Raw genomic sequence first — 16,792 nt, 5'->3', positions numbered from 1 at the left:
GGAGTTCCGCGCTGAACAAATAGAGTAAGCGTAGGCGTATATTCGCGTTAAGAATATAAAGAGGATTGTATACGTACGTATAGAATCTACTAGGGTGGTACCGCGGGAGACTTTCTCGTCCCTTTTTGGGATGAGAAAGTCTCTTTTTTATTCCGTTTTTTAGGTCTTTCTTTTATACATGTAAGGAGGAATTGAGCATGGAGTACAAAAATACATTACTAATGCCAAAAACAGAGTTCCCGATGCGTGGGAATTTACCAAAACGTGAGCCTGCAATGCAAGAAAAGTGGGCGGAAATGAATATTTATGAAAAGGTACAAGAACATACGAAAGGTCGTCCTTTATTTGTACTGCATGATGGACCTCCATATGCGAATGGTGACATTCATATGGGACATGCATTAAATAAAGTATTAAAAGACTTTATCGTTCGTTATAAATCAATGACTGGTTTCTGTGCACCATATGTCCCAGGTTGGGATACACACGGTTTACCAATTGAACAAGCTTTAACAAATAAAGGTGTGAAGCGTAAAGAAATGACAGTTGCTGAGTTCCGTAAGTTATGTGCAGAGTATGCATATGAACAAGTAGAACGTCAGCGTGAGCAATTTAAGCGTTTAGGTGTACGTGCTGATTGGGATAACCCATACATTACTTTAGAGCCAGCATATGAAGCACAACAAATTAAAGTGTTTGGTGATATGGCGAAAAAAGGTTATATCTATAAAGGACAAAAACCAGTTTATTGGTCACCAACGAGTGAATCAGCTTTAGCAGAAGCTGAAATTGAATACCAAGATAAAAAATCTGCATCTATTTACGTAGCATTTCCTGTAAAAGATGGAAAGAACGTATTAGAAGGTGATGAGAAATACATTATCTGGACAACAACGCCTTGGACGTTGCCTGCAAACTTAGGTATTTCTGTTCACCCAGAACTTGAATACGCTATTGTAAAAGTAAATGGTGAAAAATATATTATTGCTTCTGAACTATTTGAGACAGTTGCAAAAACGTTAGAGTGGGAAAACGCTGAAGTTGTGAAAACAGTAAAAGGTAGTGAGCTTGAGTATACAGTTGCAAAGCATCCATTCTACGATCGTGATTCATTAGTTATGCTAGGAGATCACGTAACAACAGATGCAGGTACAGGTTGTGTTCATACAGCACCAGGACACGGGGAAGATGACTTTATTGTTGGTAAAAAGTATGGCTTAGAAGTACTTTGCCCAGTTGATGATAAAGGTGTATTAACAGAGGAAGCACCTGGATTTGAAGGCTTATTCTATGATAAAGCTAACAAGCCAATTACAGAAAAATTAGAAGAAGTAGGCGCATTACTGAAGCTAACATTCATTACGCATTCATATCCACATGATTGGAGAACGAAAAAACCTATTATTTTCCGTGCGACAGCACAGTGGTTTGCATCTATTGAAGCATTCCGTAAAGAGTTATTAGAAGCTGTTGCGGAAACAAAATGGGTACCAGCATGGGGCGAAACTCGTCTTCATAACATGGTTCGTGACCGTGGTGACTGGTGTATTTCTCGTCAACGTGCATGGGGTGTGCCAATTCCTGTATTCTATGCTGAGAATGGTGATTCAATCATTACGGATGAAACAATTAACCATGTAGCTGATTTATTCCGTGAACACGGTTCTAACGTATGGTTTGAGCGTGAAGCGAAAGATCTATTACCAGAAGGATTTACACATCCAGGTAGCCCAAATGGTGAATTCCGTAAAGAAACAGACATCATGGATGTATGGTTCGACTCAGGTTCTTCTCACCAAGCGGTATTAGAAGAGCGCAATGACTTACAACGTCCAGCAGATTTATATTTAGAAGGATCTGACCAATATCGTGGTTGGTTTAACTCTTCATTATCGACAGCAGTTGCTGTAACAGGAAAAGCGCCATATAAAGGCGTACTAAGCCACGGTTTCGTATTAGATGGTGAAGGACGTAAAATGAGTAAGTCGATTGGTAACATCGTCGTACCGAAGAAAATTATGGATCAATTAGGCGGAGATATTTTACGATTATGGGTATCTTCTGTTGACTATCAATCTGATGTACGTATTTCGGATGATATTTTAAAACAAGTAGCAGAAGTGTATCGTAAAATCCGTAACACATTCCGTTTCTTGTTAGGAAACTTAGACGACTTTAAGCCAAGTGAAAATACAGTAGCTATAGCTGAACTTCGTGAAGTAGATCGTTACATGTTAGTAAAATTAAATGACTTAATTACAAAAGTAAAAGAAGCATATGAGACATACGACTTCGCTGCTGTATATCATGCAATTCATAACTTCTGTACAATTGATTTAAGTTCATTCTACTTAGACTTTGCAAAAGACATTTTATACATTGAAGGTGCGAACCATGAAGATCGTCGTGCAATTCAAACTGTATTATATGATGTTCTTGTTGCATTGACGAAACTTGTAACACCAATCTTACCGCATACAGCTGATGAAGTATGGCCATACATTCCAGGTGTAACAGAAGAAAGTGTACAATTAACTGATATGCCAGAAGCTGTACAATTAGATGGTGCAGAAGCATTAAAAACAAAATGGGATGCGTTTATGACATTGCGTGATGACGTATTAAAAGCGTTAGAAGTAGCTCGTAATGAAAAGGTAATCGGTAAGTCATTAAATGCAAGTATTACGTTATATCCAACTGCAGAAATGAAAGCTATGTTAGAGTCTATTAACGAAGACTTAAAGCAATTATTCATCGTTTCTGAGTACAAACTTGGTGGCATGATGGAAGAAGCGCCAGCAGATGCACCGAAGTATGAACATACAGCGGTTGTTGTTGTTCAAGCAACTGGTGAAACATGTGAACGTTGTTGGGTAGTTTCAGAAACAATTGGTAAAGATGCTGAACATGAAACATTATGTGAGCGTTGTGCAACGGTTGTTAAAGAAAATTATGTAAAATAATAAGGGGTGACTGCACGTAAAGTGCAGTCATTTTTTTGGTTAACAGTATATTGAAATAACTTTCACTCTCTTTCCTATGAAGGAAAAATGTGTGAGAGGTAAGCATATAAATTTCGGACACACTAATCGTACATTGCAACTGGGAGGAATGTACACGTGAATGAAATGTATATGGAAATCAAAGAAGAATTGCAATTGATGCGAAAAGAGTTACAAGAGAGGCTAGCTAAAGAGGTTATGTACAAATATAATACAGAGTTTAGCGAAGAGCTTGGGTATGAAATTAAGGAAGAGATAAAGAAAAAACTTTTATTACATGATATAAAAGAGGATTTAAAAGATGTAGAACGTGCATTATTTAAAATGGAAATAGATATGTATGGTATTTGTGAAGATACAGGGAGAGTAATGTCGGTAAAACAAATGAAAACGATGCCGACTGCACGTACCATTCATGAATTTTTCTATGAAAAAGTAAATGTATGAATGTGCACAACGATATTATATTACCTTTTTTTAATTTATTTTATTCTTCTATAAAGGTTCATTGTGAAAAGGTGGCAGCTATGCTAAAATTTTGAGGTACACTGTCTTTGTGGGGGAAATGAAAATGATATATTATGTAATAGCGTTATTTGTCATTGCCATCGATCAAATATCGAAATGGCTAATTGTAAAGAACATGGAATTGGGTACGAGTATTCCGATTATCGATAATGTATTATACATAACATCACATCGAAATAGAGGAGCTGCTTGGGGTATTTTAGAAAATAAAATGTGGTTTTTCTACATTATTACAGTCGTTTTTGTAGCATTTATCGTATTTTATATGAAAAAATATGCAAAAACAGACAAGCTTCTAGGAATTTCATTAGGTCTAATTTTAGGCGGAGCAATTGGTAATTTTATTGATCGTGTATTTAGACAAGAAGTAGTGGATTTCATTCACGTGTATATTTTCTCGTATAACTATCCAGTATTTAATATCGCTGATTCAGCATTATGTATTGGTGTTGTATTAATTATTATTCAAACATTATTAGAAGGCAAGAAAACGAAGGAGTAATTGAATGAGTGAAGTAGTACAAGTAACAGTTGCAGAAGAACAAAAAAACGAGCGAATTGATAAATTCGTTGCAGGAATAAATAATGAATGGTCACGTACACAAGTACAACAATGGATTAAAGATGACGTTGTTACAGTTAATGGAAAAGCTGTAAAAGGGAATTATAAAGTTAGAGAAAATGATGAAATTACAGTGACGATTCCTGAGCCAGAAGAGTTAGATATTCAGCCAGAAGATATGAACTTAGAAATTTATTATGAAGATGCAGATGTACTTGTTGTTAATAAGCCGCGTGGTATGGTTGTGCATCCAGCACCAGGTCATACAAGTGGTACACTTGTGAACGGTCTTATGCACCATTGTACAGACTTATCAGGCATTAATGGTGTGATGCGTCCGGGTATCGTGCATCGTATTGATAAAGATACGTCTGGTCTATTAATGGTTGCTAAAAATGATATGGCACACGAATCACTTGTAAATCAACTTGTAGCAAAAACAGTAACGAGACGTTACAAAGCGATTGTACACGGTGTTATTCCGCACGATAAGGGAACGATTGATGCTCCGATTGCTCGTGATAAGAAAGAACGCCAAAGTATGACGGTTGATGAAAATGGTAAGCATGCTGTTACGCATTTCCAAGTGTTAGAGCGATTCAAAGATTTCACACTTGTAGAATGTCGCTTAGAAACAGGGCGTACACATCAAATTCGTGTTCATATGAAATATATTGGCTATCCACTTGCAGGAGATCCAAAGTATGGACCAAAGAAAACATTAGATATGAACGGACAAGCACTTCATGCAGGTATTTTAGGCTTTGATCATCCTCGTACTGGTGAATATATTCAGTTTGAGGCACCGATTCCAGAAGTATTTGAAGATGCATTAAATATTTTACGAAAATAGTATTGACAAATCATAAGAAAACTGAGATACTGACAACAGTTAAATAATGATCCTTTAACACAGCCCCGTGAGGTTGAGAAGGTAACGGTTTGAAATGCATAGGGTATGCTATACCCTTTTTCAAAAGTCCTCTCGCACACGCTGAGAGGACTTTTTTTATACCATTACTCTCACGCAAGAAAAAAGCTTGGAGGTGTAGAGCATGCAAGAGAAAGCTGTCGTTTTAGATGACCAAATGATTCGCCGCGCTTTAACACGAATTAGTCATGAAATCGTGGAACGAAATAAAGGTGTCGATAATTGTGTTCTTGTCGGAATTAAAACTCGTGGAATTTTTATTGCACAACGTTTGGCAGAACGAATTGGTCAAATTGAAGGAAAAGAAATAGAAGTTGGAGAGCTAGACATTACGTTGTATCGTGATGATTTAACGCTACAATCGAAAAATAAAGAACCACTTGTAAAAGGTTCTGATATCCCTGTAGATATTACGAAGAAAAAAGTTATTCTTGTAGATGATGTATTATATACAGGCAGAACAGTTCGAGCAGCAATGGATGCTCTGATGGATTTAGGTAGACCATCACAAATCCAATTGGCGGTTCTTGTTGATAGAGGTCATCGTGAACTACCAATTCGCGCTGATTATGTAGGAAAGAACATTCCAACATCAAGTGAAGAGCGTATCGAAGTTGATTTGCAAGAGACAGATCAACAAGATCGAGTAAGCATATACGATAAGTAAAGCCCTTTTAAATGTAGTCCTGTGAGGCTGCCAAAGGGTCTTGGCTTTCATATGTCAAATTTGGCATACGAAAGTGTAGGACTCTTTGTGCACAGGCACAAAGAGTTTTTTTATTGCAAAGTTTTAAACTGAAGGAGGATGTAACAATGGAACAAAAGCCAGTGTTAGACGTTAATGAAGTACCGAAACCGGGAAAATGGTTATTTTTAAGTATACAACATTTGTTCGCGATGTTTGGATCAACAGTGCTTGTTCCGTTTTTAACAGGATTGAATCCGTCAGTAGCATTAATATCAAGTGGATTAGGAACGTTAGCGTTTCTTCTTATAACGAAAGGTCAAGTACCTGCCTATCTAGGATCATCATTCGCCTTTATCGCACCGATTATAACAGCAAAAACGGCAGGTGGACCGGGAGCAGCAATGCTTGGTGGTTTGCTAGCAGGGCTTGTGTATATCTTAATCTCAATCGGAATTAAGAAATCAGGATCAAAGTGGATTATGAAATTACTACCACCAATCGTAGTTGGTCCAGTAGTAATGGTAATCGGTCTAGCTTTAGCACATACAGCAGTTAACATGGCGATGAATGGTGCGGATGGCAAATATAGCTTTACACACTTTTCAGTAGCATTAGTAACATTAGCAATTACAATTATATGCTCAATATTCGGAAGAGGATTTTTCAGTATCATACCAGTGTTACTTGGCATTATCGGCGGATATATCTTCGCTTACTTCCAAGGGCTAGTAGACTTAAAGCCGGTAGCTGAGGCAAAATGGTTTGTTGTACCAGATTTCACAGTACCATTTGTAACATACACACCAGAGTTTTCATGGAAGATCGTACTCTTGATGGTACCAGTTGCACTAGTAACAATTTCAGAACATATCGGACACCAAATTGTACTAGGAAATGTTATTAAAAGAGATTTAATTGAAAAACCTGGTTTACACCGTTCAATCTTCGGTGATGGAGTAGCAACATTAATCGCATCACTAATTGGTGGACCACCGAATACAACGTATGGTGAAAACATCGGTGTGCTAGCAATTACAAGAGCGTACAGTGTATACTTATTCATCGGTTCAGCTGTATTCGCAATCATGTTCGGATTTATCGGTAAGATTTCTGCACTGATTCATTCGATACCAACACCAGTTATGGGTGGTGTATCCATCTTACTATTCGGTGTAATCGCATCAAGCGGATTACGTATGATGGTAGACGATAAAACAGATTTAAGTGACAAACGAAACTTAATGATTGCATCAGTAATACTAGTAATCGGTATTGGTGGAGCGGTACTTCACGTAGGAGAATCATTCCAAGTAGAAGGAATGGCACTAGCAGCAATTGTAGGTGTACTGCTAAATTTACTACTACCGGAAACGAAACAAATAAAACAATCTAAGCAGATTGCTTCATAATAATAACCTTTTAATTCAGTCCTGTGAGACTGGAAAGGGTGGCTTCTTTCTTGCACCCTAGTCTCACATGACTAGGGTATTTTTATGCAAAGGTTGTTATAAAAATACAAAAGTGGTAACATAAAAATCAGAAAGATGAGGGATGACGATGAGCCATTTGTTAACGATGAGTGAATTATCGGAAGTAGAAATTTCAGAAATCCTAAAAGACGCAGAAGATTTTGCGAATGGGAAAGAAAGCAAAACGACAGAGCAAACTTTTGTTGCAAACTTGTTCTTTGAGAATAGTACGAGAACAAGATTTAGCTTTGAAGTTGCTGAGAAGAGATTAGGACTTGATGTTTTAAACTTTTCAGCTGATGCATCTAGCGTACAAAAAGGAGAAACATTATACGATACGATAAGAACACTAGAATCAATCGGAACAAAAGCAGTGGTCATCCGCCACGAGCAAGATCGCTACTTCGATGAACTAAAAGATCAGGTGAATATTCCAATCTTAAACGCTGGAGATGGATGTGGAAACCACCCAACGCAGTGCTTACTCGACCTTCTTACAATTAAACAAGAGTTTGGAAGATTTGAAGGATTGAAGATTGCGATAGTAGGAGATGTTCGTCATAGCCGAGTAGCACGTTCGAATGCAGAAGCATTAACGAAACTGGGTGCAACAATTTACTTCGCAAGTCCAGAAGAGTGGAAAGATGAAGACAACACATTTGGAACATACAAACCATTAGATGAGCTTGTTCCAGAAGTGGATGTAATGATGTTACTTCGTGTACAACATGAGCGTCATGATCATTATGAAACAGACATTATGAAAGAGTATCATGAGAAACACGGATTAACAGTGGAAAGAGAACAGCGTATGAAAGAAGGAAGCATTATTATGCATCCAGCTCCTGTAAACCGAGATGTTGAAATTGCAAGTGAACTTGTAGAGTGTGAGCGTTCACGCATATTTAAACAAATGGAAAATGGAGTTTACGTAAGAATGGCTGTACTAAAACGCGCCTTACCAAATGTATTAGGAGGAATGAAACATGAATTACTTGTTTAAAAATGGTCGTTATATGAATGAAGAAGGAAAAATCGTAGCAACAGATCTTCTCGTACAAGACGGTAAAATCGCTAAGGTAGCAGAAAATATTACGGCAGATAATGCTGAAGTAATCGATGTGAACGGAAAGTTAATCGCACCTGGATTAGTAGATGTACATGTACACCTTCGTGAACCAGGTGGTGAACATAAAGAAACAATTGAAACAGGTACACTAGCAGCGGCAAAAGGTGGATTCACTACAATTTGTGCAATGCCAAATACACGTCCAGTACCAGATTGTAGAGAACATATGGAAGACTTACAAAATCGTATTAAAGAAAAAGCGCATGTTAACGTATTACCATATGGAGCAATTACAGTACGTCAAGCGGGTTCTGAAATGACAGATTTCGAAACGTTAAAAGAACTTGGAGCATTTGCTTTCACTGATGACGGTGTAGGCGTACAAGATGCTAGCATGATGTTAGCTGCTATGAAACGTGCAGCGAAATTAAATATGGCAGTAGTTGCGCACTGTGAAGAGAATACTCTTATTAATAAAGGTTGTGTACATGAAGGGAAGTTTTCTGAGAAACACGGATTAAACGGTATCCCATCAGTATGTGAATCTGTACATATTGCAAGGGATATATTGCTTGCTGAAGCGGCAGATTGTCACTATCACGTATGTCACGTAAGTACGAAAGGCTCTGTACGTGTAATCCGTGATGCAAAGCGCGCTGGAATTAAAGTAACAGCAGAAGTAACACCTCATCACTTAGTGTTATGTGAAGATGATATCCCATCAGCTGATCCTAACTTTAAAATGAACCCACCGCTTCGTGGAAAAGAAGATCATGCAGCATTAATTGAAGGTTTATTAGATGGAACAATCGATATGATTGCAACTGATCATGCACCGCATACAGCAGAAGAGAAAGCACAAGGAATTGAAAGAGCACCATTCGGAATTACTGGTTTTGAAACAGCATTCCCGCTTTTATACACAAACCTTGTGAAAAAAGGAATTATTACATTAGAACAATTAATTCAATTCTTAACAGAAAAGCCAGCTGATACATTCGGCTTAGAAGCAGGTCGCCTGAAAGAAGGTAGAACAGCTGATATTACAATTATTGATTTAGAACAAGAAGAAGAGATTGACCCAACAACATTCTTATCAAAAGGAAAAAATACACCATTCGCAGGTTGGAAATGCCAAGGATGGCCGGTAATGACAATCGTTGGTGGTAAGATCGCATGGCAAAAGGAGAGTGCATTAGTATGAAAAGACAACTTATCTTAGAAGATGGAACAGTATTAATTGGAACAGGTTTCGGAGGAGAAATCGAAAAGTCAGGTGAGGTTGTATTTACAACAGGAATGACTGGATATCAAGAAACATTATCTGATCCATCATATTGCGGTCAAATTGTAACATTCACGTACCCATTAATCGGAAACTACGGCATCAACCGTGACGATTTTGAATCGATTCACCCATCTGTAAATGGTTTAATCGTAAACGAAATTTGTGATCACCCATCAAACTTCCGTAATGAAATTTCGTTAAATGACTACTTAAAAGAAAGAAACATCCCAGGATTAGCAGGGATTGATACGAGAAAATTAACGAGAAAAATTCGTCAATACGGTACATTACGCGGACGCCTTTGTAATATGGATGCAGATGTAGAATACATCGTGAGTCAATTAAAAGCGACAGTATTTACAGATCATGTGAAACGCGTATCAACGAAAGATCCATACCCAAGCCCAGGCCGCGGACATCGCGTTGTACTAGTAGACTTCGGTATGAAACATGGTATTTTAAGAGAATTAAATAAACGTGATTGCGATGTGATTGTAGTTCCTTACAACACAACAGCTGAAGAAATTTTACGCCTTAGCCCAGATGGGATTATGCTAAGTAACGGACCTGGGGATCCAAAAGATGTACCAGAAGCAATTGAAATGTTAAAAGACATTATCGGTAAAGTTCCTTTATTCGGAATTTGCCTAGGGCATCAATTGTTCGCTCTAGCATCTGGGGCGAATACAAGTAAGTTAAAATTCGGCCACCGTGGGTTAAACCATCCAGTAAAAAATCTTGCAACTGGAAAAGTAGCAATTACATCTCAAAACCATGGTTACGCAGTAGAAGAAGAATCAGTTGAAAATACAGAACTTGAAATTACACATGTTGCTTTAAATGATGGAACAGTAGAAGGCCTTCGTCATAAGAAGTTCCCTGCATTTACAGTACAATACCATCCAGAAGCTTCAGCAGGACCAGAAGATGCAAATGATTTATTCGAAGATTTCTTAACAATGATTGAAAACTTCAAGAAAGAAGGGGAAGAGTTATGCCAAAACGCCTAGACATTAACACAATTTTAGTAATCGGATCGGGACCAATTGTAATTGGGCAAGCAGCGGAGTTTGACTACTCTGGTACACAAGCTTGTCAATCTCTTAAAGAGGAAGGTTACAAAGTAATCCTTGTTAACTCTAACCCAGCAACAATTATGACCGATACTGCAACAGCAGATAAAGTATACATTGAGCCTTTAACATTAGAATTCGTAAGCCGAATCATTCGTAAAGAACGTCCAGATGCAATCTTACCAACATTAGGTGGTCAAACAGGTTTAAACATGGCTGTTGAACTTGCAAAATCAGGCGTACTTGAAGAGTGCGGAGTTGAAATTTTAGGAACAAAATTATCGGCAATCGAGCAAGCGGAAGATCGTGATTTGTTCCGTACATTAATGCAAGATTTAAATGAACCAACACCACCAAGCGAAATCATTCATAACCTTGATGAAGCATATAGCTTTGTAAACGAAATTGGTTATCCAGTAATCGTTCGTCCAGCATTCACATTAGGCGGAACGGGCGGCGGAATTTGCCATAACGAAGAAGAGTTAATTGAAATCGTAACAAGTGGTTTAAAACATAGCCCAGTAACACAATGTTTATTAGAGAAAAGTATTGCTGGTTGTAAAGAAATTGAATATGAAGTAATGCGTGATTCAAATGATAATGCGATTGTAGTATGTAACATGGAAAACATTGATCCAGTTGGTGTTCATACAGGTGATTCTATCGTTGTAGCACCGAGCCAAACGTTAAGCGACCGTGAATACCAAATGTTACGTAACACTTCATTACGAATTATTCGTGCACTAGGAATTGAAGGTGGATGTAACGTTCAGCTTGCACTAGATCCATATAGCTTCCAATACTATGTAATCGAAGTAAACCCACGTGTAAGTCGTTCATCTGCATTAGCATCTAAAGCAACTGGATATCCAATTGCGAAATTAGCAGCGAAAATTGCAGTCGGCTTAACATTAGATGAAATCGTAAACCCAGTAACACAAAAAACTTACGCTTGCTTCGAGCCAGCATTAGACTATGTTGTTTCAAAAATTCCACGCTGGCCATTTGATAAGTTTGAATCAGCGAACAGAACACTTGGAACGCAAATGAAAGCAACTGGTGAGGTTATGTCAATTGGACGTAACTTAGAAGAGTCATTATTAAAAGCGGTTCGTTCTTTAGAGCTTGGCATTTATCACTTAGAATTAGACCACTTAAAAGAACTTGATAAAGAAACAATGAAAAAACGCATTATTAAAGCAGATGATGAGCGACTGTTTATCGTAGCAGAAGCAATTCGTCAAGGTGTAACGAAAGAAGAAATTAACGAATGGTGTGAAATGGACTTCTTCTTCTTACAAAAAGTTGAAAACATCGTAAATATGGAACGCGAAGTAAAAGCGAATGTAGGAAATATGGAAGTACTACAAACCGCAAAAGAAATGGGCTTCAGCGATCACTACATCGCAGCAGCTTGGAACAAAACGGAGCGCGAAATTTACGATATGCGTAAAGAAAATAATATGAAGCCAGTATTCAAAATGGTAGATACTTGTGCGGCAGAATTTGAATCTGCAACACCGTATTACTACAGCACATACGCTGAGGAAAACGAATCAATTGTAACAGATCGTAAGAGTGTAGTAGTTCTAGGATCTGGTCCGATCCGCATTGGTCAAGGTGTTGAGTTTGACTATGCAACAGTTCACTCAGTATGGGCAATTAAAGAAGCTGGATATGAAGCGATTATCATTAACAATAACCCAGAAACTGTTTCAACAGACTTCAGTATTTCTGACAAATTATACTTTGAACCATTAACGATTGAAGATGTAATGCACATCATCGATTTAGAAAAACCAGAAGGTGTTATCGTTCAGTTCGGTGGACAAACGGCGATTAACTTAGCGGCAAAATTAGAAGAACATGGTGTGAAGATTTTAGGAACATCACTTGAAGACTTAGACCGTGCAGAAGATCGAGATAAATTCGAAGCTGCTTTAACAAAACTTGGTATCCCACAACCAGTTGGTAAAACAGCAACGACTGTAGAACAAGCGGTAGCAATCGCAGAAGAAATTGGTTACCCAGTATTAGTAAGACCATCTTACGTACTAGGTGGACGTGCGATGGAAATCGTATATCGTCAAGAAGAACTACTGCACTACATGAAAAATGCAGTTAAAGTTCACGCAGATCACCCAGTATTAATCGACCGTTACATGGTTGGTAAAGAAATTGAAGTAGATGCAATTTCAGACGGTGAGAATGTATTCATTCCAGGTATTATGGAACATATTGAACGCGCTGGAGTTCACTCTGGTGACTCAATTGGAGTATATCCACCACAAAGCTTATCTGAAAAATTAAAAGAACAAATTATTGAACATACAATTGCACTTGGAAAAGGATTAAACATTGTTGGATTACTAAATATCCAGTTTGTAGTATTCGAAGATCAAGTGTACGTAATTGAAGTAAATCCACGTGCGAGCCGTACAGTACCATTCTTAAGTAAAATTACAGGTGTACCAATGGCAAACGTTGCAACGAAAGTTATTCTAGGGCAAGACCTAGTAGAGCAAGGATACGGAACGGGCTATCACCCAGAAGAGAAAGAAGTATATGTAAAAGCTCCGGTATTCTCATTCGCGAAACTACGCTCAGTGGATACAACATTAGGACCTGAAATGAAATCAACAGGGGAAGTAATGGGTAAAGATTTAACGCTTGAAAAAGCATTATACAAAGGGTTAGTTGCTTCTGGAATTAACATCCCAACGCACGGATCAGTAATCATTACTGTAGCGGATAAAGATAAAGAAGAGGCGATGGAAATTGCAAAACGTTTCCATGAAATCGGCTATAACTTATTAGCAACAGCTGGAACAGCAAAATCGTTAACAGAGCAAAATATCCCAGTACAAGTTGTAAACAAAATTGATTCTGAGGACTACAACTTACTAGATATTATCCGCCAAGGAAAAGCACAGTTTGTAATCAATACATTAACAAAAGGCAAACAACCAGCGCGTGATGGTTTCCGCATTCGCCGTGAATCAGTAGAAAATGGTGTAGCTTGCTTAACATCACTTGATACAACGAGAGCAATCTTACGAGTATTAGAATCTATGACATTCTCAGCTCATTCAATGAAAGAAATTACGCAAACAAAGCGTCACGAGGTGGTACATGCATGATGCAAAAGCAAAATATGATCGTCGTTAATCAAAAAGAAATCGCAAAGAACATTTACGAATTAGTGCTTCAAGGAACTTTAGTACAGCAAATGAACGAACCAGGGCAGTTTGTACACATTAAGGTAGCAGAGGGCATTGCGCCCCTTCTGCGCCGCCCAATTAGTATTTGTAATGTAGATCAAGAGAAGAACGAATTTACAATGCTATATCGTGCGGAAGGACAAGGGACAAAAACATTAGCAACTAGAAAACAAGGTGAAATGGTAGATGTATTAGGACCATTAGGACACGGTTTTCCTGTAGAAGAAGCAGAAGCTGGTCAAACAGCTTTACTAGTAGGCGGGGGGATTGGTGTACCACCACTTTATGAACTATCACAGCGCCTCGTTGCAAAAGGTGTACGTGTGATTCACATCTTAGGTTTCCAAACGAAAGATGTCGTTTTCTATGAAGAAAAATTTGCAGAGCTTGGTGATACGTACGTTGCGACAGTAGACGGTACACACGGTACAAAAGGATTTGTCACAGATGTAATTGATCATTATGGAATTGACTTTGATATTCTTTATTCATGTGGTCCGTTAGCGATGCTTCGTGCATTAGAAGGACGTTACAAAGAGAAAAAAGCCTATATTTCATTAGAAGAACGTATGGGCTGTGGTATTGGAGCTTGTTTCGCATGTGTATGCCACTTACAAGAAGATCCAAGTGGACATTCTTACAAGAAGGTGTGTAGCGACGGACCAGTATTTCCAATCGGGGAGGTTGTACTATGAACAGATTGCAAGTTGAATTACCAGGATTATCATTAAAAAATCCAATTATACCGGCATCTGGATGCTTTGGATTTGGTCGTGAATATGCACAGTTTTACGATTTAAGTGTACTAGGATCAATCATGATTAAAGCGACGACAGAACAACCACGCTATGGAAATCCGACGCCTCGTGTTGCTGAAACACCGGGTGGCATGTTAAATGCAATCGGACTTCAAAACCCAGGATTAGAAAAAGTAATGAATTCTGAATTACCATGGTTAGAACAATTTGACCTTCCAATCATTGCAAACGTTGCAGGTTCACAAGCTGAGGATTACGTAGCGGTTGCAAAGGAAATTTCTAAAGCGCCTAATGTCCATGCACTAGAATTAAATATTTCTTGTCCGAACGTAAAAACAGGTGGTATCGCCTTTGGTACAAATCCTGAAATTGCTGCTGATTTAACGAAGCGAGTAAAAGAGGTTTCTGAAGTACCTGTATACGTGAAGTTGTCACCGAACGTGGCAAACATTGTAGAAATCGCAAAAGCGATTGAAAATGCAGGTGCCGATGGTTTAACGATGATTAATACATTGCTTGGTATGCGTCTAGATTTAAAAACAGCTAAACCAATTTTAGCAAACCGTACAGGTGGATTATCAGGTCCTGCGATTAAGCCAGTAGCAATTCGTATGGTACATGAAGTAAGCCAAGCGGTTAACATTCCAATTATCGGAATGGGTGGTATTGAAACAGCGGAAGATGTAATCGAATTCTTCTACGCTGGCGCAAGCGCAGTTGCAGTAGGTACAGCGAACTTTATCGATCCGTTCGTATGTCCGACAATTATTGAAGAGTTACCAGCGTTACTAGATGAATTAGGATTTGATCACATTTCGGAATGCCAAGGAAGGAGCTGGAAGCAAACATGTCACAGTCGTTAATCGTTGCATTAGATTTTCCAGGGAAACAAGATGTAGAACAATTCTTGCGCCACTTTGAAGGGGAAGAGTTATTTGTCAAAGTTGGTATGGAGTTATTTTACAAAGAAGGCCCTGCGATTATTACGTACTTAAAAGAAAAAGGACATAAGATTTTTCTAGATTTAAAACTTCATGATATTCCGAATACAGTAAAAAGCGCTATGCGTAGCCTAGCTAGTCTAGATGTTGATATGGTAAATGTTCATGCTGCTGGGGGAAGCAGTATGATGAAAGCTGCGATTGAGGGATTAGAGGAAGGTAAGCAAGAAGGAAAAGAGAGACCGATTTGTATTGCAGTTACACAACTAACAAGCACTTCGGAAGCTATGATGAAAAAAGAGATCGGCATTGAGAAAACGTTAGAAGAAGCGGTTGCTCATTATGCAAAACTAACGAAAGAAAGTGGACTTGATGGCGTTGTTTGTTCAACACTTGAAGTTCCAAAATTACGTGAAGTATGCGGAAATGAATTTGTAACAGTAACACCGGGGATTCGTCTTGCGAGCGATGATGTAAATGACCAGGTGCGCGTAGCAACACCGAAACGTGCGAGGGAACTTGGCTCAAGCTATATCGTAGTTGGACGTAGTATTACAAAAGCAGAAAATCCGCTTGAAACGTATAAAACAGTAAAAAAACAGTGGGAAGGTGTAACAGTATGAAAAAAGAAATCGCATCGCATTTATTAGAAATTGGAGCAGTATTTTTACAACCGAATGATCCATTCACTTGGTCTTCAGGTATGAAATCACCAATTTATTGTGATAACCGTTTAACTTTATCTTATCCAAAAGTACGTCAAGCGATTGCAGCTGGATTAGAAGAGTTAATTAAAGAGCACTTCCCAACTGTAGAAGTTATTGCAGGAACAGCAACTGCTGGTATTGCGCATGCTGCATGGGTAAGCGATCGTATGGATTTACCAATGTGCTACGTACGTAGTAAAGCAAAAGGTCACGGTAAAGGGAACCAAATTGAAGGAAAAGCTGAAAAAGGTCAAAAGGTAGTAGTAGTAGAGGACCTAATTTCAACTGGCGGTAGTGCAATTACATGTGTAGAAGCACTTCGCGAAGCTGGCTGTGAAGTATTAGGAATCGTATCAATCTTCACATACGAGCTAGAAGCAGGAAAAGAAAAACTAGAAGCAGCTAACGTAGCATCATACTCTTTAAGCGACTACAGTGCATTAACTGAAGTAGCAGCAGAAAAAGGTATGATCGGACAAGCTGAAACGAAAAAATTACAAGAGTGGCGCAAAAATCCAGCTAACGAAGCTTGGATCACAGCGTAACACGAAAAAA

At 38.4% G+C, this 16,792-nt stretch carries 14 protein-coding genes and 1 other annotated feature (1 of these 15 only partly in view); all 14 genes read left to right on the top strand.

Features of this window, described 5'->3' with window-relative positions:
• Positions 1-126, top strand: a binding site (T-box leader); it begins 99 nt to the left of the window's first position.
• A 71-nt stretch (positions 127-197) separates the two neighbouring features.
• The 14 genes from ileS2 (at position 198) to pyrE (ending at position 16,782) form a co-directional block, all read left to right on the top strand.
• A complete protein-coding gene (ileS2, locus tag MR070_RS00825) occupies positions 198-2,963 on the top strand; it encodes an isoleucine--tRNA ligase (RefSeq protein WP_242260382.1) in 2,766 nt (921 codons plus the stop codon).
• A gap of 156 nt (positions 2,964-3,119) precedes the next feature.
• Positions 3,120-3,449: a TraR/DksA C4-type zinc finger protein gene (locus MR070_RS00820; protein ID WP_001004664.1), complete on the top strand. Its 330-nt coding sequence runs from the start codon at positions 3,120-3,122 to the stop codon at positions 3,447-3,449.
• A gap of 124 nt (positions 3,450-3,573) precedes the next feature.
• Positions 3,574-4,032, top strand: a complete 459-nt coding sequence (lspA, locus tag MR070_RS00815; protein ID WP_000642177.1) for a lipoprotein signal peptidase LspA — start codon at positions 3,574-3,576, stop codon at positions 4,030-4,032.
• 4 nt (positions 4,033-4,036) lie between these two features.
• Positions 4,037-4,945: an RluA family pseudouridine synthase gene (locus MR070_RS00810; RefSeq protein ID WP_000005838.1), complete on the top strand. Its 909-nt coding sequence runs from the start codon at positions 4,037-4,039 to the stop codon at positions 4,943-4,945.
• A 202-nt stretch (positions 4,946-5,147) separates the two neighbouring features.
• The gene (gene pyrR / locus MR070_RS00805) at positions 5,148-5,690 is read left to right on the top strand and encodes a bifunctional pyrimidine operon transcriptional regulator/uracil phosphoribosyltransferase (protein WP_001156487.1); all 543 of its coding nucleotides are present in this window, start codon (positions 5,148-5,150) and stop codon (positions 5,688-5,690) included.
• 146 nt (positions 5,691-5,836) lie between these two features.
• Positions 5,837-7,120, top strand: a complete 1,284-nt coding sequence (uraA, locus tag MR070_RS00800; RefSeq protein ID WP_000435920.1) for a uracil permease — start codon at positions 5,837-5,839, stop codon at positions 7,118-7,120.
• A 148-nt stretch (positions 7,121-7,268) separates the two neighbouring features.
• Positions 7,269-8,183 carry an aspartate carbamoyltransferase gene (pyrB, locus tag MR070_RS00795; protein ID WP_000018853.1) on the top strand — a complete coding sequence of 305 codons (915 nt, stop codon included), beginning with the start codon at positions 7,269-7,271 and terminating at the stop codon, positions 8,181-8,183.
• Positions 8,167-9,453 (top strand): dihydroorotase, encoded by a 1,287-nt coding sequence (pyrC, locus tag MR070_RS00790; RefSeq protein WP_001108374.1) that lies wholly within the window; start codon positions 8,167-8,169, stop codon positions 9,451-9,453. Before pyrB ends, pyrC begins: the two co-directional genes overlap by 17 nt.
• Positions 9,450-10,547: a carbamoyl phosphate synthase small subunit gene (locus MR070_RS00785; protein WP_000828682.1), complete on the top strand. Its 1,098-nt coding sequence runs from the start codon at positions 9,450-9,452 to the stop codon at positions 10,545-10,547. Before pyrC ends, MR070_RS00785 begins: the two co-directional genes overlap by 4 nt.
• Positions 10,532-13,750 carry a carbamoyl-phosphate synthase large subunit gene (gene carB, locus MR070_RS00780; RefSeq protein WP_242260380.1) on the top strand — a complete coding sequence of 1,073 codons (3,219 nt, stop codon included), beginning with the start codon at positions 10,532-10,534 and terminating at the stop codon, positions 13,748-13,750. Before MR070_RS00785 ends, carB begins: the two co-directional genes overlap by 16 nt.
• Complete coding sequence (gene pyrK, locus MR070_RS00775; protein WP_000983358.1) at positions 13,747-14,526, top strand: dihydroorotate oxidase B electron transfer subunit; 780 nt, start codon at positions 13,747-13,749, stop codon at positions 14,524-14,526. Before carB ends, pyrK begins: the two co-directional genes overlap by 4 nt.
• Positions 14,523-15,452 (top strand): dihydroorotate oxidase B catalytic subunit, encoded by a 930-nt coding sequence (gene pyrD, locus MR070_RS00770; RefSeq protein WP_001081057.1) that lies wholly within the window; start codon positions 14,523-14,525, stop codon positions 15,450-15,452. The genes pyrK and pyrD overlap by 4 nt, the downstream gene beginning before the upstream one ends.
• Positions 15,437-16,153 (top strand): orotidine-5'-phosphate decarboxylase, encoded by a 717-nt coding sequence (pyrF, locus tag MR070_RS00765; protein WP_242260378.1) that lies wholly within the window; start codon positions 15,437-15,439, stop codon positions 16,151-16,153. The genes pyrD and pyrF overlap by 16 nt, the downstream gene beginning before the upstream one ends.
• The gene (gene pyrE, locus MR070_RS00760) at positions 16,150-16,782 is read left to right on the top strand and encodes an orotate phosphoribosyltransferase (protein WP_000711449.1); all 633 of its coding nucleotides are present in this window, start codon (positions 16,150-16,152) and stop codon (positions 16,780-16,782) included. Before pyrF ends, pyrE begins: the two co-directional genes overlap by 4 nt.
• The last annotated feature ends 10 nt before the right edge of the window (positions 16,783-16,792 follow it).

It is taken from the genome of Bacillus cereus group sp. BfR-BA-01453, from assembly GCF_022662915.1.
Taxonomy (GTDB): Bacteria; Bacillota; Bacilli; order Bacillales; family Bacillaceae_G; genus Bacillus_A; species Bacillus_A paranthracis.
This window is presented reverse-complemented; position numbering and strand designations above follow the sequence as displayed.